At 70.9% G+C, this 15,857-nt stretch carries 19 protein-coding genes; 8 read left to right on the top strand and 11 right to left on the bottom strand.

Annotated elements, in window-relative coordinates; translation table 11 throughout:
* The first annotated feature begins 205 nt into the window (after positions 1-205).
* Positions 206-970 (top strand): hypothetical protein, encoded by a 765-nt coding sequence (locus tag AB0I12_RS40260; protein WP_359941001.1) that lies wholly within the window; start codon positions 206-208, stop codon positions 968-970.
* Positions 971-980: 10 nt separating this feature from the next.
* Complete coding sequence (locus AB0I12_RS40265; protein ID WP_355694408.1) at positions 981-1,337, top strand: NADH-quinone oxidoreductase subunit A; 357 nt, start codon at positions 981-983, stop codon at positions 1,335-1,337.
* 101 nt (positions 1,338-1,438) lie between these two features.
* On the opposite strand, the gene AB0I12_RS40270 is transcribed toward AB0I12_RS40265, so the two are convergent.
* Entirely contained in the window at positions 1,439-2,338 is a 900-nt protein-coding gene (locus AB0I12_RS40270; protein ID WP_359941004.1) for an ornithine cyclodeaminase family protein, read from the bottom strand.
* Between the two features lie 218 nt (positions 2,339-2,556).
* Between AB0I12_RS40270 and AB0I12_RS40275 the strand changes: the two genes are divergently transcribed.
* On the top strand, positions 2,557-2,778 hold the full coding sequence (locus AB0I12_RS40275; RefSeq protein WP_359941007.1) for a hypothetical protein: 222 nt from the start codon (positions 2,557-2,559) through the stop codon (positions 2,776-2,778).
* An 18-nt stretch (positions 2,779-2,796) separates the two neighbouring features.
* On the opposite strand, the gene AB0I12_RS40280 is transcribed toward AB0I12_RS40275, so the two are convergent.
* From AB0I12_RS40280 to AB0I12_RS40310, 7 genes are all read right to left on the bottom strand, one after another.
* The gene (locus tag AB0I12_RS40280) at positions 2,797-5,715 is read right to left on the bottom strand and encodes an AAA family ATPase (RefSeq protein ID WP_359941010.1); all 2,919 of its coding nucleotides are present in this window, start codon (positions 5,713-5,715) and stop codon (positions 2,797-2,799) included.
* Positions 5,716-5,828: 113 nt separating this feature from the next.
* Positions 5,829-5,990: a hypothetical protein gene (locus tag AB0I12_RS40285; RefSeq protein WP_359941013.1), complete on the bottom strand. Its 162-nt coding sequence runs from the start codon at positions 5,988-5,990 to the stop codon at positions 5,829-5,831.
* A gap of 13 nt (positions 5,991-6,003) precedes the next feature.
* Positions 6,004-6,132: a hypothetical protein gene (locus AB0I12_RS40290; RefSeq protein ID WP_355694399.1), complete on the bottom strand. Its 129-nt coding sequence runs from the start codon at positions 6,130-6,132 to the stop codon at positions 6,004-6,006.
* 261 nt (positions 6,133-6,393) lie between these two features.
* Positions 6,394-6,552: a hypothetical protein gene (locus AB0I12_RS40295; RefSeq protein ID WP_359941016.1), complete on the bottom strand. Its 159-nt coding sequence runs from the start codon at positions 6,550-6,552 to the stop codon at positions 6,394-6,396.
* Positions 6,553-6,668: 116 nt separating this feature from the next.
* A complete protein-coding gene (locus AB0I12_RS40300; RefSeq protein ID WP_359941019.1) occupies positions 6,669-7,379 on the bottom strand; it encodes a GntR family transcriptional regulator in 711 nt (236 codons plus the stop codon).
* Entirely contained in the window at positions 7,376-7,891 is a 516-nt protein-coding gene (locus AB0I12_RS40305; RefSeq protein ID WP_359941022.1) for a cysteine hydrolase, read from the bottom strand. The genes AB0I12_RS40300 and AB0I12_RS40305 overlap by 4 nt, the downstream gene beginning before the upstream one ends.
* Positions 7,891-9,342, bottom strand: coding sequence for a cytosine permease (locus AB0I12_RS40310; RefSeq protein WP_359941025.1), 1,452 nt, complete (start codon positions 9,340-9,342; stop codon positions 7,891-7,893). The genes AB0I12_RS40305 and AB0I12_RS40310 overlap by 1 nt, the downstream gene beginning before the upstream one ends.
* An 80-nt stretch (positions 9,343-9,422) precedes the next feature.
* Between AB0I12_RS40310 and AB0I12_RS40315 the strand changes: the two genes are divergently transcribed.
* From AB0I12_RS40315 to AB0I12_RS40330, 4 genes are read left to right on the top strand one after another with little or no spacing between them, the layout of a single operon-like run.
* On the top strand, positions 9,423-10,268 hold the full coding sequence (locus AB0I12_RS40315) for an alpha/beta hydrolase (protein ID WP_359941028.1): 846 nt from the start codon (positions 9,423-9,425) through the stop codon (positions 10,266-10,268).
* A gap of 4 nt (positions 10,269-10,272) precedes the next feature.
* A complete protein-coding gene (locus tag AB0I12_RS40320; RefSeq protein ID WP_355482292.1) occupies positions 10,273-10,830 on the top strand; it encodes an NADH-quinone oxidoreductase subunit B family protein in 558 nt (185 codons plus the stop codon).
* Positions 10,827-11,744, top strand: a complete 918-nt coding sequence (locus AB0I12_RS40325; RefSeq protein WP_359941031.1) for an NADH-quinone oxidoreductase subunit C — start codon at positions 10,827-10,829, stop codon at positions 11,742-11,744. The genes AB0I12_RS40320 and AB0I12_RS40325 overlap by 4 nt, the downstream gene beginning before the upstream one ends.
* A complete protein-coding gene (locus AB0I12_RS40330; RefSeq protein ID WP_359941034.1) occupies positions 11,741-12,673 on the top strand; it encodes a GNAT family N-acetyltransferase in 933 nt (310 codons plus the stop codon). Before AB0I12_RS40325 ends, AB0I12_RS40330 begins: the two co-directional genes overlap by 4 nt.
* Here AB0I12_RS40330 and AB0I12_RS40335 read toward each other — a convergent pair.
* The 3 genes from AB0I12_RS40335 to AB0I12_RS40345 are packed head-to-tail and all read right to left on the bottom strand — an operon-like array spanning position 12,664 to position 14,530.
* On the bottom strand, positions 12,664-13,089 hold the full coding sequence (locus AB0I12_RS40335) for a PIN domain nuclease (RefSeq protein WP_359941037.1): 426 nt from the start codon (positions 13,087-13,089) through the stop codon (positions 12,664-12,666). The two genes, AB0I12_RS40330 and AB0I12_RS40335, sit on opposite strands and share 10 nt — an antisense overlap.
* Entirely contained in the window at positions 13,086-13,307 is a 222-nt protein-coding gene (locus AB0I12_RS40340; protein WP_359941040.1) for a ribbon-helix-helix protein, CopG family, read from the bottom strand. Before AB0I12_RS40340 ends, AB0I12_RS40335 begins: the two co-directional genes overlap by 4 nt.
* Before the next feature lie 32 nt (positions 13,308-13,339).
* On the bottom strand, positions 13,340-14,530 hold the full coding sequence (locus AB0I12_RS40345; RefSeq protein WP_359941043.1) for an NAD(P)H-binding protein: 1,191 nt from the start codon (positions 14,528-14,530) through the stop codon (positions 13,340-13,342).
* Positions 14,531-14,711: 181 nt separating this feature from the next.
* Here AB0I12_RS40345 and AB0I12_RS40350 point away from each other — a divergent pair, with 181 nt between their 5' ends.
* Positions 14,712-15,659, top strand: a complete 948-nt coding sequence (locus AB0I12_RS40350) for a complex I subunit 1 family protein (protein ID WP_359941046.1) — start codon at positions 14,712-14,714, stop codon at positions 15,657-15,659.
* Positions 15,660-15,857: the final 198 nt, after the last annotated feature.

A 15,857-nucleotide genomic window follows, 5' to 3' on the forward strand; every position in this document is an offset into this window, starting at 1 on the left:
AGTCCAGGGCGATAACCCCAATATTAGTTCGCCCTTAGAACGGAACCATGCGGAAGCCCCGGTGGTCCACAGCCTGGGACACGGTGTTAGAAGGCGGGACGGTGCGGTAGTGGCGGGGTATCACCGTGCGCAAGCGGTCGCTTGCGATCCGGAGTGAGAAACGGCAGGGTATCGGCATCTAGTTGTGACCTCAGGGAGTTGCTTCATGCGCCGTGTGCTGATCGGACTGCTGTCTCTGCTCCTGCTGGGCTGCGCCGTCCCGCTCGCCTCGGCGCGGCGCGCGTCCACCTCGCCCGCGCGGACCGCGAAGATCTACAGCATCCGGACGACGGACGCGACCAAGGGCGTGATCACCGTCGTCGGCACGCTGTCGCCGGCGCCCGCCACCGGGACCAGGATCCCGCTGCACCAGTGGATCCCGTCGCTGAAGCGCTGGCAGGAGGTCGCGCACGGGTACTCGTCGGGCGGCAGCGTGACGATCACCACGGTGCAGCCCGGGTCGGTCCGGACGTACCGGATCGCGATCGGCCCGCAGGCGCCGTACGCCGCGGCGATCTCGCCGATGATCAGCTTCAAGCACTACGTCTGGCGGGGCCTGTTCACGAAGGGCCTGGTGCGGGCCGGCGGGGCGGGGCAGCCGCAGTTCACCGTCGTACCGCCGGCCGAAGGGCCGCGGCGGGCCGAGGCCGACCTGCTCGCGAACCAGGGCGGGTATGTCTGGGGCGAGGTCGACTCCACCGGCTGCCGGTACTCGCGGAACTGGCTCGGCAACCTCACCGACGGGCTGGTCCGGGTGTCGCTGCACAACGGGACGACGGCGCTGGCCTCGGTCCGGATGCAGCAGGAGACCGAGACGTGGCTCAACTACGACATCTCCGGCGTGACGCGGTTGAGGCTGCAGGTCGCCGACATCCACTCCGGCTACGGCCCGTACGTCGCCGTCGACTCCCTACTGCTCTGCACGAACTAGACTGCTGCCCGTGTCGGACAGCTATGGCGTCATCGCCGCGGTGGTCGCGCTCGGCCTCGTCGGGCTGCTCGGCGCCTTCGCGCTGAACAAGGCGCTGACGGTCACCTATCCGACCGAGGGCAAGCTGAAGACGTACGAGTCGGGCGTCGACCCGGTCGGCGAAGGCTGGGCCCAGGTCCACATCCGGTACTACCTGTTCGCGTACCTGTACGTGATCTTCGCCGTGGACGCGATCTACCTGTTCCCGTGGGCCACCATCTTCGCCGCCCTCGGCTTCGCGACGCTGATCGAGATGTTCGTCTTCCTCGCCTTCGTCGCGGTCGGCCTGCTGTACGCCTACCGCAAGGGCGTCCTGCGCTGGACCTGAGCGGATCGCCAGGCCATCACAATCGGCGCCGCCGCCCCGCGCCACGCTCAGGCCTGCCGGGTGCGGCGCATTGTGATGGGCTGCGGATCCGCGTCTACCGGCTACCGTCCGGCGAGGGCGGCCGCGATCGCCCAGTCCTGGCAACCGACGCCGACGGACTTGAAGACCGTGCGGCCCGACGGCGCCGGCGGGTCGGCGAGGGCGGGGCCGAGCTCGACCAGGTCGTCGATGGTGATGCTGCCTGCGCGGACGGCGTCGATGACTTCGCCGGACTCTTCGAGGGCGGCTTCGCGCTGGTCGACGAGGACGGTGGTGGCGCAGGCCAGGAGCTCGCGGGGGAGTTCGCGCATGCTGGGGCGGAAGGCGCCGATCGCGTTGACGTGGACGGTGGCGGGCAGAGCGTCGGCGGCGAAGAGCGGTGAGCTGGACGAGGTCGCGCAGCAGATGACGTGCGCGTCGGCGACCGCGGCGTCGACGTCCGTGCTCGACGTGAACCGTACGGCGGGGAATTCGCCCGCGAGCTCCAGCGCAAGAGCCTCGGCGCGGCCGGCCGAGCGGCCGGTGACGGTGACGTCGGCGATCGGGCGGACGGCGAGCACCGCGCGGACCTGATCCGGTGCCTGCGCGCCGGACCCGATCACGGTCAGGCGGGTCGCGTCGGCCGGTGCGAGCAGAGCGGTCGCCACACCGACGACCGCGCCGGTCCGCAACGTGGTGATCGAGCTGCCGTCCGCGACCAGCTGCTCGCCGCGCCCGGTCCAGATCAGCGTCGCGCGGATCGCCGGCACCTGGTCCAGCGCGATCCCGATCTTCTTCACCACCGCGGTCCCGGTCGGGGAGTGGTACGCCGACATCACCAGCACCGCGCCGTCGCCGAAGATCTGCCGCGGCGGCAGCACGAAGTTCCCGGCCGCGAGCTCGCGGAACGCGTCCCGCACGGCATCGATCGCCGCGCTCATCGGCACGGCCCGGCGGACGTCGTCAGCAGAGAGCACTCTCACCGGCCCGAGCATATTCCTCCCCTCCTGAGTCACTGAGAGTAATCAGCGACCCAGGCGGTCACCTCGTTGCCTGATCACCGTTTGTGATTGCCCGGTGCAACAAAACGTGAGTTTCAAGCAGCGGTGTCAACGGAATGCGCACAGCCGGTCGCCAACCGCCGATATCGGGGCTATGGTGATTACTCGGGGGAACGGGGCGAACACGTGGCGGTGAGGCTATGTCGTGGCAACTGTGGGTGCTGATAGCCCTGGCTGCAGCCGGACTTGTGCTCCTGGCCGCAGCGCGGATGCGGCACGCCCGCCAGGTCTTCGACGACATCACCGAACTCGACCGGCCCACACCGGCCCCCGCCGAACCGGCACCTGCCGGTGACGAACTGGCCCGCGCCCGGGCCCGCCACCTGCATCCCCAGCCCGACCGCCGCCGCAGCCACGGTTGACCCGCGGCGGGTCCTCGCTCAGTCCTCGCCGAGCAACCCGTCGCGGCGGGCCACGGCGGCGGCTTCCGTGCGGGAGCGAACGCCGAGCTTGGCGAGGATGTTCGAGACGTGCACGCTGACCGTCTTCTCCGAGATGTACAGCTCGCGGGCCAGCTGCCGGTTGGTGCGGCCCTCGGCGAGCAGCCGCAGCACCTCGGTCTCGCGCGACGTCAGCGCACTCGCGACGCCGGTGTCGACGCCGCCGGCCTCCTCCAGGAGCGGGCGCGAGGTCAGCTCGCGCCCGACCTCGGCCGCCAATGCGGTCTGCTCGTTCGCCTCGCCGACCCGGCCCGCGGCGCGGAGAGCGGCCGACAGCCGGATCCGTGACCATGCCTGCTCGAAGACATACCCGTAGCCGAAGGCTTCCGTGGTGCGCTGCCACGAGGCGACGTGCTCCTCCGGCGTCGGCGCGTCGATCCCGGCCAGCCAGCGCAGCCGATCCCACTCCGACTCCAGCCGCGCCAGCCAGGCGAGCCCCTCGACGCCCATCAGGCGCCCTGGCGGCAGGCCCTTCTCCGCGGTCGTCTGCCCGGTTGACACCAGCTCCGCACCGCGCGCGACCAGCTCCGCCGCGGCCGTCGGCTCGCTGACCGCGCGGTGACACAGCAGCTGCAGCCCGAGCGTCGAGAACCGGATCCGGCCGAGGAACCACTCGGTCTGGAACACGTCGGCGCACAGCGCGGACACGTCGGCGATCAGCTTCTCGGCCTCGGCCGGCTTGTCGAGCACGCGGTAGGCGTCGACGGCCGGCTGCAGCCCGATGATCGGCAGCATCACGTCGAGGTCCCACCACTTCCGGGACAGCTCGAACTCCTCCGCGACCGCGGTGTCGCCGCGCCCGCCGCGGACCGAGAAGTCCACCGCCCGCAGCGCCGCCGCGGCCGCCGCCGGCGTCATCGCGTCGGTCCGGGCGGTCGCCGCCGCCGCGTCCCACTCGCCGAGCGTGAACTGGGTCAGCGCCAGCATCCGGCGCGCGTCGAACCCGTACGCCGCCCACTGCCGCCCGAGCTCACCGGCCCGCTTCGCCGCGAACGACAGCGCGGCCTTCGCGTTCAGCAGGTCGCCCTGGTCGTAGTGCGTCGACCCGACCAGGAACCGGCTGCGCACCTCCGCGGCGGGGTCGCCGATGAGCTGCGCCCGGACGGCGGCCTCCTCGAGCTGCTTCACGGCAGTCTCCGGGTCACCGGCCCGGCGACGCAGCTGCGCCAGCGTGATCCCGGCGTCGCTGGCCGCGGACTCCTGACCGGCGTCGCGGGCGATCTCGAGCGCCTTGTGCGCCCAGCGCTCCGCCTCCATCGGACGGCCGAGCGCGTCGGACACCCTGGCGTACAACGACGCGACCTGCGCCTTGAACACGCTGGCCGGCTCGTCCTGGACGAGTTTGAGGGCCTGCGTGATGGCTTCGTTGGCCTCCTGGTCCTGGTCGATGACCAGGGCGATGTCGGCCAGCGGCAGCAGCAGCTGCGCCCGCTCCAGCTTCGGGGCGTCCGGCGGCAGGTCGGCGAGCGCCTTGCGGAGGATCTTCACCGCCCGCAGGTGCTGCGACGACAAGGTCGCCGCGGTCGCGGTCGAGACGATCAGCGACGTCTTGTCGATCGCGTGGTCGGGCGCCCGGTTCGGGAACAGCTCCAGGGCGAGCTCGTAGTGCTTCAGCGCATCCTGCGGCGCGGCCACCGAAATGGCCTCCTCGCCCGCCCGGACCCGGGCCTCGAACGCGACCGGCAGGTTGTGCGAGCGCGTGGCGTGCCCCGCGAGCTCGGCCGCCGTACCGGCGACGGTCTGGTCCTTCAGCGCCTGCACGTACGCCGAGTGCAGGCGGACGCGCTCGCCCGGCAGCAGGTCGTCGTACACCGCCTCGGCGAGGAGGGCGTGGCGGAAGTAGTACCGATCGCTGGTGGGCTGGTCGATGATGTGCGCGTCGATCAGCTCGCGCAGCGCCTCGTCGAGCTCGCGGTCGGGGAGGTCGGCGACCGCGGTCAGCAGGGTGTGCGGGACCCGGCGGCCGGCGACCGCGATCACCCGCGCGACCTGGCGGGCGTCGTCGGACAGCGGATCCAGGCGGACGAGCAACAGGTCGGCGAGATCGGGCGGCACGACGTCGCCGTCGCCCATCGACGCCGCGGCGGCCAGCTCCTCGGTGAAGAACGCGTTGCCGCCCGCACGCTCGAGGATGCGGCGCTCCTCGACCGGCGGCAGCGGGCTCCTGAGCAGCGAGTGGAGCAGGGTGCGGGCCTCGTCGGCGTCGAGGGGGAGCAGGTTCACCCGGCGGACGCGGGGGTTGCGGGACCACTCGGCGATCGGGCGGCGCAGCGGGTGCCGGCGGTGCAGGTCGTCGCTGCGGTACGACACCACGAGCGCCAGGCGCTGCGAGGTCAGCCGGGTGATCAGGAAACCGATCAGGTCCCGGGTCGAGTCGTCGGCCCAGTGCGCGTCCTCGATGATCACCAGCTGGGGCTCGCTGGTGGCGAGCGCGGTGAACGCGCCGAGGACGGCGTCGAACAGCGCGGCGCGGTCGAGCTGGCCCTCCTGCGGCGCCGGCTGGGCGCTCAGCAGGCGGTGCGCGGGCAGCAGCCGGCCGATCGCCGGGAAGTTCCGCAGGACGCCCTCGACGAGGTCGGGACGGTCACCGGCCAGCCGGCCGAAGATCTCCGAGAACGGCTGGTACGGCAGGCCGGCGTCGCCGAAGTCGGTGCAGTGCCCGACGAGCACGCCGAACCCGCGCTCGTGCGCGCCGGTGGCCACCTCGTCCAGCAGCCGGGTCTTGCCGACGCCGGCGTCACCGGACAGCACAACGGCGCCGGCCCGACGCGTCTTGGCGTCGTCCACGGCGCTCAGCAGGGCAGCCATCTCGGTCGAGCGGCCGACGAGAGGTGTCGAATTCCAGGGCACGTCGTCCATTTTCGCCCCTGGCGCCGACACAAATCGACGGCATCCCGTCCGCGGGTGTCTCCCAGTCGCAGAAACGCCGTCCCTGATCGCGATTTCTCGCTCAGGGACGGCGGTTTCGGCGGTCATGCGGCCGGACGGGGTCGCAGGGCGTGCCGCGGCTCGGGCTGGGAGCCCTTCGCCGGGCGCGGCCGGCGCTTCGCGAGCCGGAAGTCACGCTTGGCGCGCTCCAGGCGGTACTCGGACTCCGCCTTCATGGCGTCGGGGGTGATCGGAATCGTCAACATGGTTGTCCTCCCTTCAGGCTTTCCGGCCGAACAGGTGGCTGATGGTCCGGCGGCTCCGGGTGCTCCGGGTCTGCCGGAAGTCACGGGCGAGGCGCTCCCTGCGGTAGTCGACCTCGGCCTTGACCGATGCGTTCGTGTACATGTGTTCCTCCGTTGTCTGTGCCGGCTGCCTGCCGACAGAGGTAAATCTGCTCGTCTGAGGAGGACCCGCACATCGGAAGTCCTCCCTATCCCCGCGAGCTGTCCGGCCTTAGGGGGTCTTAGGGGTTCCTAGGACCCCGCGAACGACCCGGAAACGACACCGGAACGGCGCCGGAAACGCCCGGAAAACGACAGTGGCGCGGCCGGCTCCGGAGAGCCGGCCGCGCCTTGGGGGAAGGGGCCTGGGGCGGTGATCGTGCGGTCACATCGCGGGACGGGCCCGCAGTTCGGGCGCGCAGGGCTGGGGCGGCTGCGGTGCACGCTTGCGTTGGAACCAGAACGGGCGCTGGAAGTCGCGGCGGATCCGGTCCTGGCGGTACGCCATCTCCGCTCGTACCGCGTCGGTCGAGAAAGTGAACATGCTCTCCTCCGGCTGCTGTCTGTCCCAGAACAGTGCGCGCCTGAGGAAGCCGCCCACATCAGCACAACTCCCTATGCCTCGGGCAACCAACTCCCTAGGCACCCGCGGCCGGGCCCTCAGGTGCGGTAGGTGAGGCTCAGTTCGTAGTGCTCGGGGTCGAGGAGCTCGTCGGCGTACTCGGCGAACTGGTCCGTGGCGGTCCAGCTGGTGCGGGTGGTGTGCAGGAACCAGGTGCCGTCGGGGCGGGCCAGGTGGCCGGCTTCGACCGGCGTGAGGAGGCGGCCGCGGAGGCGTTGTTCGCAGTGGTCGAGGTACAGGCCGGCGCGGTTCAGCGTGACGCTGATCGAGCCGTTGTCGAGGCCGCGTTCGGGCAGGTCCCGCAGCGCCTCGAGGGCCGGGATCCGGCTGCGCTCGAGCGAGATCGCCGTACCGTCGGTGAGCTGCCGGACCCGCTCGATCACCACGACCTGCGACGACTCCAGCCCCAGCCGGGCGGCCAGCGCGGGATCGTCCTCGAGCTCGATCCGGACCGTCCGCATCCGGGTCTCGACGCCCTGCTCGGACAGCGCGTGCGTCCACCCGAGGCGCCCGTCCAGCGGCCGGCCGTCGAACAGCACGTACGAGCCCTTGCCGGTGCGGGTCGCGATCAGCTCGTCGTCGGCGAGGACGGCGAGCGCCGCGCGGATCGTGTTCCGGCTGACCGAGAACCGTTTCGCCAGCTCGACCTCGCCGGGCAGCTGGGCGCCGCGCCGTACGACGCCGGACTTGATCTCCCGCGCGAGCACCCGCGCGATCCGCTCGTGCTTCAGGGAGACCCGCCGGATCATCGCAACTGCTCCACGCTCACGATCTCCAGCATCGGCGCGTACAGCCGCATCACGTCGATCGCCTTCGCGTGGTTCTCCGCGGTCGACCCGGCGCAGGCCTCCTCGACGACCTGGACCCGAACGCCGGCGTCCACCGCGGAAAGCGCTGTACTGATCACGCAGCAGTCGGTCGACACCCCGGCCAGGACGAGCCGTCCGTCCGCCTTCGCCGCCAACTCGGGGCCCCAGGCGCCGAATGTGGTCTTGTCGAGCGTCGGAGCGCCCTCGAACTCGTCGACCAACTGGTAGTCGTCGGCGTCCGGCGGCTGCAGGGCGAACGGAAACTCCTCGTAGTAGCCGACCCAGGCCCCGGCCGGCCGCTGCGGCGCGACGAACCGGGTGAACACCACGTCGGGAGAGAAGAGCCTGATCAGCTCACGCGTCGGCTCGACGACCCGCCGGAAATCAGGCGCCGCCCAGCCGGACGCGGGGTCCGCGAAGATCCGCTGCAGGTCGATCAGGGCCAGCACCATCAGGCCTCCTGGCGCCGTACGGCGGGCCGTCCGCCGAACCACTGCACGACGAAGCCGAGCACCAGCGCCACCAGGACGCCGAGGTTCGCGTACGCCCACGCGCCTTCCTTGCCGCCGAGGCCGAAGGTTCCGAGCAGGTAGCCCTGCCAGGTCAGCCACGACGCCAGCGTGTTCGTGACCAGGCCCCACCCGATGCCGGTGGCAACGAGCATCGTCAGCACCGGCAGCCACCGTACGTCGCCGTACCGCCCGGCCGGCCGGTACAGGTCGTCCTCCGCGTAGTCGCGGCGCCGGGACGCGATGTCGGCGAGCATGATCCCGCACCACGCCGCGATCGGTACGCCGAGCGTGATCAGGAAGCCCTGGAACTCGCCGAGGAACTCGCCGCCGTAGAACACCACGTACACGGTCCCCGCGATCATCACGACACCGTCGATGAACGCCGCGACGTACCGCTTCACCGGCAGCCCGAGCGACAGCAGCGCGAGGCCCGACGAGTAGATGTCCAGCACGGCGCCGCCGACCAGCCCGAGCACCGCGACGATCACGAACGGGACCAGGAACCAGGTCGGCAACGCCTCGGCCAGCGCCCCGATCGGGTCGGCGGCGATCGCCTTGCTCAGCTCCTCCGACGATCCCGCCAGCAGCAGACCGAACACCAGCAGGACGACCGGAGCCAGCGACCCGCCGAACGTGGTCCAGCCGACCACGCCGCGGCTCGACGACCGGCGCGGAAGGTAGCGCGAGTAGTCCGCGGCCGCGTTCACCCAGCCGAGCCCGAAGCCCGTCATCAGGAACACGAGGGCGCCGATCACCGCCTGCGCGGACCCGCTCGGCAGCGCAGAAACCGTGTTCCAGTGGATCTGGTCCGCGACCAGGACGATGTAGACGACCGTGAGCACGCCGGTCACGATCGTGATCACTGTCTGGGCCCGCATGATCAGGTCGAACCCGAGCACGCCGCAGGCCACCGTCAGCAGGCCGACGACGATCAGCGCGACCACCTTGGTCACCGAGCCGCCGCCCCAGCCGAGCCGCTCGAAGACGGTGGCGGTCGCGAGCGTCGCCAGGATCGTCAGCACGGTCTCCCAACCGACCGTCAGCAGCCAGGAAACGAGCGACGGAATCTTGTTTCCGCGGACCCCGAAGGCGGCCCGGCTGAGCACCATGGTCGGCGCCGAACCACGTTTTCCGGCGAGCGCGATCAGCCCGCAGAGCAGGAACGAGAACACCACCCCGATCAGGCCGGCCACCACGGCCTGCCAGAACGAGATCCCGAACCCGAGCGCGAACGCGCCGTAGCTCAGTCCGAGCACCGACACGTTGGCGCCGAACCAGGGCCAGAACAGCTGGCTCGGCCGTCCTTTCCGGTCGGCGTCCGCGATCACGTTCAACCCGTTGCTCTCCACCGCGAGCGCACGGGACTGCTGCACCTCGACCTGGTCGGTCATCTCGGCTCCTTCGATGGACCTGTTCAGTCCTGTTCAAACGACGGTAGGCCCGGCCGGTGGCATGGTCAACAATGGGGCGCATGCTGAGCGAAGCGGTGGACGGTTTCCGGCTGGCCTACGACCGTGCGGGCGAAGGTCCCGCGGTCGTCCTGCTGCACGGTTGGCCGGGCGACCGGACGGACTACCGGTTGCTGGCGCCGATGCTGGTCGAGCGCGGGCTCGACGTGGTGGTGCCGGACCTGCGCGGATTCGGCGCGACGATCGGGCTGTCGGCCGACGTCACGCAGTACGGCGTCGACGCGCAGGCCCGCAGCGTCGTTGCGCTGGTCGAGGAGCTCGGGCTGGAGCGCCCGGTGTTCGCCGGGTACGACATCGGCAGCCGGATCGCGCAGCGCATCGCGCGGAACCGGCCCGACCTGGTGGAAGGAATGGTGGTCGCGCCGCCGCTGCCGGGGATCGGGAAGCGGGTGTTCTCCGAGCACGCGCAGGCGGAGTTCTGGTACCAGGCGTTCCATCGGCTGCCCGTGATCGAGGAGCTGGTCGACGGTCGTGAGGACGCGGTGCGGTCCTATCTGACGCACTTCTGGACGCACTGGTCCGGGCCGGTCTTCCAGCCGGAGCTGGAGCATCTGGTGTCGGTGTACTCGGCGCCGGGCGCGTTCACCGCCTCGCTCAACTGGTACCGGGCGGGCGCCGGGTCGGTGGCCGTGTCGGCGGCCGAGACCGCGCCCCCGTCGTACGACCGGATCGCCGTACCGACCGTGGTGCTGTGGCCGGAGTTCGACCCGCTGTTCCCGCGCCAGTGGTCCGACAGGCTCGACGACTTCTTCAGCGACGTCCGGCTCCGCCTGGTCGACGGCGTCGGACACTACGCGCCGCTGGAGTACCCGGAAATCCTCGCGGAGGAGATTGTCGGACTAGGCTGACGACATGGCCGAGATCGAGCTGGGGATGCCGACCGTGCGGCCGGCGGTGGGTGCGTTGGCGAAGCTCGCCCCGCAGCCGGTCCGGTACCTGCTGAACTGGGGCCGGAAGTACTCGCTCTGGGTGTTCAACTTCGGGCTGGCGTGCTGCGCGATCGAGTTCATCGCGGCGTCGATGGGCCGGCACGACTTCATCCGGCTCGGGGTGATCCCGTTCGCGCCCGGTCCGCGGCAGGCCGACCTGATGGTCGTGTCGGGCACCGTGACCGACAAGATGGCGCCTGCGATCAAGAGGCTCTACGACCAGATGCCGGAGCCGAAGTACGTGATCTCGTTCGGCTCCTGCTCGAACTCCGGCGGTCCGTACTGGGACTCGTACTGCGTGACGAAAGGCGTCGACCAGATCATCCCCGTCGACGTGTACGTGCCCGGCTGCCCGCCGCGGCCGGAGGCGTTGCTGCAGGGAATCCTCAAGCTGCAGGAGAAGATCGCCGGCGAGAACGTGACCTCGCGGTACGACGAGCCGTCCGCGGCGGCGCTGACGCGGGGGCTGGTGCAGCCTTGAGCGCCGACGCACTCGAGGCGCTGACGAGCGCCGGGATCGCCGCGACGGCGGCGGACAGCTTCGGCCCGACCGCGGTCGACGTACCGGCGGAAGCGTGGGTCGCGGCGCACGAGGTCCTGCGGGACGCGGTCGGTCTCACGTTCTTCGACTTCCTGAGCGCGTCCGACGAGCTCAAGGACGGGTTCCGGGTGGTGACGCACCTCGCGGACTTCTGGGGCGGAGCGCATGTCGACCACGTCCTGGTGCGGACCCTGGTGCCGCGCGACAACGCCGTCCTGCCGTCGCTGTCGGAGTTGTACGCCGGGGCGAACTGGCACGAGCGGGAGACGTACGAGATGTTCGGGATCGCCTTCGACGGGCATCCGAACCTGACCACGCTGCTGCTGCCGGACGAGTTCGAGGGCCACCCGCTGCGCAAGGAGTTCGTACTCGCGTCGCGGGTCGCGAAGCCGTGGCCGGGCGCGAAGGAGCCCGGCGAGTCGGACCACGCCCCCGCCGGCGCCCCCAGCCGCCGCCGCACCCTGCCCCCCGGCGTCCCCGACCCCGAAACCTGGGGCCCGCGCCCACCGGGTTCCCCCGCCCCCGACCCCCTGGCCCCCGCCGAAGCCGCCGCCACCCCCGCCCGCCCCCGCCGAGCCACCCCCGGCACCGAACGCCGAACCCGCCGCCAAACCCCACCCCCCGCGCCCCCGACCGGCGACCCGACTCCGCCCGCGGCCGCAGCCCCACCCACGGACGCAGCCCCACCCACGGACGTAGCCCCCCTCGCGGACTCTGCACCACCCGCCTCCCCGCCTCCGCCTGCCGACGCTGGTTCGCCTGCGGAGTCGGCACCACCCGCCGACTCGGCTCCGCCTGCCGGGCCGGCTCGTGGCTCTGGGGATGGGGACGGGCAGTCGGGCGAGTCCTCGTGATTCCTTCGGCTGAGGAGCTGGCTCGGTGGACGTTGGAGCGGCAGCATCCGCTTACTCGTGCCTGGGCGGATGATGCGCGGCGGCTCGCGATTCTTGCGGAGGAGCATGCGGCGCTCGACATCCTGCTCGCCGAGGACCTGGACATCGCGGCTCAGCGCGCCCACCGGCTGGCGCCCGGCAAACCCGCCGAGTCGATGCTCAACCGATGGGTTGCCGTCAGCAACGACCTGCACGCGATGTTCAGCATGCGCTTCGAGAACCTCGACCCCGCCAGACCGTTCGTCGACGCGACCCCGATGAGCCGCTCGCCGCAGCCGCCCGACCTCCCCGCCCTGGTCGCAGCCGCCCAGGAGTACTACGGCATCCATCACCCGCTGTACGTCCGCCTGTGGAGCGCGGCCCCCGACGTCGACGGCACCGTCCCCGACCGCCGCTTCCTCGCCGCGCCGATCCCCGAGCTCCGCCCGCACGACGTACCGCCCGGCCTCGCGCTCCGTCCGGCGAAGAGTGTCGACCACTACGACGAGGCCCGCCGCGCGTACGCCGCGGTCGACGCCGACCACCCGGACCACGCCGAGCAAGCGATCCTCCAGGACCACGACGACCTGCAGGACGCCGCGGACGAGGGACTCCTGTTCGACGTCACGGTGTACGACGAGTGGGCCGGGTACGCCGCCGCGGTGATCAAGCCCGACGACGCCCTCGGCCTCCCGGCGTACGTCGTCCGCGAACTGGTCCTCGCCCCCGAACACCGCGGCCACGGCTACGGCCCGCACCTGAGCACCCTCCTCGCCCAGGCCCTCCCCGACCCCACCCGCATCCTCGTCGGCACCATCCACCACGCCAACCAGTCCGCCCGCACCGCAGCCCTCACCGCCGGCCGCCACGACATCGGCGGCTGGCTTCAACTCCCCCTCGGTCAAGCCTGAGCGAGTCGCTCGGTCGGCTGGCCGGTGAGGTTGGCGATGAGTTCGAAATCCTTGTCCAGGTGGAGGAGGACAAGGCCGGTCTGCTCGGCTGTGGCAGCGATCAACAGGTCCGCCACCGAGGGTGCCCGATGCTGACCCGCGGAAGCGAGTTGCGACTGTACGACGACAGCGCGACGTTCGGCCGCAGGCGTCACGTTCTCCACCGGCATCGCCGCGACAGGTGGCTGTTGCAGAAGCGCCCGATGTTCGTCCGCGGATCGGGAGGAGAATCCGACCTCGAGCAAGGTCATGGCGGTGATGTGGACGAGCCCGCGGTTGATCCGGTTCGCCCAGTCCTCCCAATCGGGAGCGGTGCTCTGGCGCACCAGGGCCGACTTGTCGATCAGCCAGCGCCGAGAGTCGAGCGTCGCCGTCATGACCAGGCCTGGTCCATGACCTCAGGATCCTCCACGTCGCGGGCGAGTTCGGAGAGGCGCTGGAGGTCCGCGAGCGTCACGACGACCTCTGAGCGCGCGGCTTCCCGGCTGAGCAGCCGGCGCAGATACTCGCTCCTGGACAAGCCCTGGCCGGCTGCTCGCTTGTCGATCACCGCGAGCACGTCGTCGGGCACGTCGCGAATCAGTACATCGCTCACACGCACCTCCTCTCGTTCGATATCTGATGATCTCAGTGGCGTGGCGGGGTGTAGTAGAAGACTTCCTCGCGGGTGATTCGGCCGGCGTCGACCGTGCAGAGGGACAGTTTGGTGGTTCGGGAGCGGGTGCCGGTGCGGACGTCGAGTTGGTCGAAGGTGAAGCGGATCGCGAAGTGGTTGTCGAGGAGGAGTGGGCCGACGACGTCGACGCCGAGGTACTCGATGTCGGCGTTCAGGCGGCGGGCGTTCTCGAGGATGGCGTCGGTGCCTTTGATCTCGACCTCTTCGCCGCCGGTCTCGAGTGGTGCGACGCGGACGACCTCCGGTGCGGTGAGCGCGACGGCCTGGTCGAGGCGGCCGGCGGACAGCGCGTCGACGTACCGCTGCGCAACCTCGGCCGTGGACAGGACCCGGAACTCGGCGGCGTGTTCGGCGGCCCATGCGGCGAAGGTCAGGGCGGGGCGGCCGGTGAGTTCGGCGACGGTGGTGGTGACCGGCTCGGGGTTGTCGACGAGCGAGGCCCAGTAGGCGACCGAGCTCTCGGCGAGGATCGGGTCGGCGCCGAGGTCGAGCATCGCCTGCCGTGCCTCCGCGTCGGTCAGCGCCTCGACCCGCATGTCCTTGCCGATCGCCCGCGCGATGGTCCGGATCTGCTCGGCCTGGGTCAGGACCTCGGGTCCGGTGAGGTCGTGGGTCTGGCCGATGTGCCGGTCGTCCAGGATCGTGAGTACGGCGACCGCGGCGATGTCGCGCTCGTGGATCAACGACCGGCCCGCCTCGGGAGACGCGACCCGGACGACGTCGTCGGTGCGGAACGCATCCGCCCAGCCCTGCGCGTTCACCGCGAACCCGCCCGGCCGGACGAACGTCCACTCCTTGCCGGCGTCCCTCAGCAGCTGCTCGACGTCGCCCCATACTCCGCCGGACGGCGCGCTCAGCGAGGACAGGTACACGACACGCCGCGGCAGTTCGCCGATCGCGTCCGCGGCCCCGTCGGCGCTGAACGACGGCCAGAGCAGGAAGGCAGCGTCCACGTCGGCCGCGGCCCGGCGTACGGCGGTGGGGTCGTGGATGTCGCCCTGGATCAGTTCGACGTCCGGCGGGAAACCGGCGAGGTCCGGCGTACGGACGAGGGCCCGGACGGTCACGCCCGCGGCGCGCAGCCCGTCGACGACAGGGCGGCCGACGCGGCCGGTGGCTCCGGTGACAAGAATCGTGGTCATGGGGCCTCCCGGCCTGGACTGAGGAGCGGAGGGAGCGAAGCGACCGGAGCGACGAGGGAAGGCCGGGAGTCACAGCCCCATGGCCCGCCGCGCCGGAGGCGTGGCATCAATGCAGTCATGCGACCCACCCTCAGACCTGAACGTTGGTTGAGGTCAAGCCGGACGCACTAGGCTGACAGGCATGCTGGAGTTCGTGGTGCGGGTGGTGGGCGTCCTGGTCGCCTTCCTGGTGGCGCCCTTGCTGGTCGGGCAGGCCGAGCACAAGGTGATGGCGCACATGCAGTCGCGGCTCGGGCCGATGTACGCCGGCGGGTTCCACGGCTGGGCGCAGCTGGTCGCGGACGGGGTGAAGTTCGTCCAGAAGGAGAGCGTGGTCCCGGACGCCGCCGACAAGCGGGTGTTCGAGTGGGCCCCGATCGTCGCCATCCTGCCGTACCTCGCCGCGCTCGCCGCGATCCCGCTCGCACCGGGCCTGGTCGGCGCGGACCTCGACTCCGGCCTGTTCTTCGTGCTCGCGGTGATGAGCATCGGCGTCCTCGGATCGCTGATGGCCGGCTGGGGCAGCGGGAACAAGTACAGCCTGCTCGGCGGGCTCCGGGTCGCGGCGCAGCTGATGAGCTACGAGCTGCCGTTCGTGCTGGCCGCGGCGAGTGTGGCTGTCGCTGCCGGTTCGTTGAGCCTGACCGCGATCGGCCACGCTTGGAATCCGTGGTGGTTGCTGTGGCAGCTGCCAGGTCTGGTGGTGTTCTTCGTCGCGGGTCTCGCCGAGCTGCAGCGGCCGCCGTTCGACATGCCGGTCGCGGACTCCGAGGTGATCTTCGGCCCGTACACGGAGTACACCGGGCTCCGCTTCGCGATGTTCCTGCTCGCCGAGTACGCCGGGATCGTCGTCCTCGCGGCGCTCACGACAGTGCTGTTCCTCGGCGGCTGGAGCGGTCCGGGGCCGGAGTCGATCGGCTGGATCTGGGCGCTGCTGAAGATCGCGTTCGTGTCGGTCGTGGTGATCTGGGTGCGGGTCTCGTTCCCGCGGATGCGCGCCGACCAGCTGCAGAAGCTGGCCTGGCAGGGCCTGGTGCCGGTGGCGTTGGTGCAGCTCGCGCTCACCGGCATCGGCGTCGTGGTGTTCTGAGGCGGATCTGCAGCACTCACCAACCGCGCTGTTGGCCGGTCCTCGGCGGTCGGTTGAGCGTGGCCGTCGACGAGCCGTGCCGGTTGGTGAGTGCCTGGGGTCCGCTAGGTGTGATGTCCAGGGAGGTTGTCCCGCGTTTCGGCGGTGAGTCGGGCTGACAGGTGAAGGCCTCCGGTTGTGAAGTGGAGCTGTCTAGTT

Source organism: Kribbella sp. NPDC050459 (assembly GCF_040655315.1).
Taxonomy (GTDB): domain Bacteria; phylum Actinomycetota; class Actinomycetes; order Propionibacteriales; family Kribbellaceae; genus Kribbella.

Bases quoted from the DNA above. Each gene is read 5' to 3' on its own strand.
- AB0I12_RS40300 (WP_359941019.1), bottom strand. From the start codon at position 7,379: ATGATCCGGCGGGTCTCCCTGAAGCACGAGCGGATCGCGCGGGTGCTC.
- AB0I12_RS40335 (WP_359941037.1), bottom strand. From the start codon at position 13,089: ATGACGGCGACGCTCGACTCTCGGCGCTGGCTGATCGACAAGTCGGCC.
- AB0I12_RS40320 (WP_355482292.1), top strand. From the start codon at position 10,273: ATGGCCGAGATCGAGCTGGGGATGCCGACCGTGCGGCCGGCGGTGGGT.
- AB0I12_RS40285 (WP_359941013.1), bottom strand. From the start codon at position 5,990: ATGTTGACGATTCCGATCACCCCCGACGCCATGAAGGCGGAGTCCGAG.
- AB0I12_RS40350 (WP_359941046.1), top strand. From the start codon at position 14,712: ATGCTGGAGTTCGTGGTGCGGGTGGTGGGCGTCCTGGTCGCCTTCCTG.
- AB0I12_RS40260 (WP_359941001.1), top strand. From the start codon at position 206: ATGCGCCGTGTGCTGATCGGACTGCTGTCTCTGCTCCTGCTGGGCTGC.
- AB0I12_RS40310 (WP_359941025.1), bottom strand. From the start codon at position 9,342: ATGACCGACCAGGTCGAGGTGCAGCAGTCCCGTGCGCTCGCGGTGGAG.
- AB0I12_RS40280 (WP_359941010.1), bottom strand. From the start codon at position 5,715: ATGGACGACGTGCCCTGGAATTCGACACCTCTCGTCGGCCGCTCGACC.
- AB0I12_RS40295 (WP_359941016.1), bottom strand. From the start codon at position 6,552: ATGTTCACTTTCTCGACCGACGCGGTACGAGCGGAGATGGCGTACCGC.
- AB0I12_RS40290 (WP_355694399.1), bottom strand. From the start codon at position 6,132: ATGTACACGAACGCATCGGTCAAGGCCGAGGTCGACTACCGCAGGGAG.
- AB0I12_RS40345 (WP_359941043.1), bottom strand. From the start codon at position 14,530: ATGACCACGATTCTTGTCACCGGAGCCACCGGCCGCGTCGGCCGCCCT.
- AB0I12_RS40275 (WP_359941007.1), top strand. From the start codon at position 2,557: ATGTCGTGGCAACTGTGGGTGCTGATAGCCCTGGCTGCAGCCGGACTT.
- AB0I12_RS40315 (WP_359941028.1), top strand. From the start codon at position 9,423: ATGCTGAGCGAAGCGGTGGACGGTTTCCGGCTGGCCTACGACCGTGCG.
- AB0I12_RS40305 (WP_359941022.1), bottom strand. From the start codon at position 7,891: ATGGTGCTGGCCCTGATCGACCTGCAGCGGATCTTCGCGGACCCCGCG.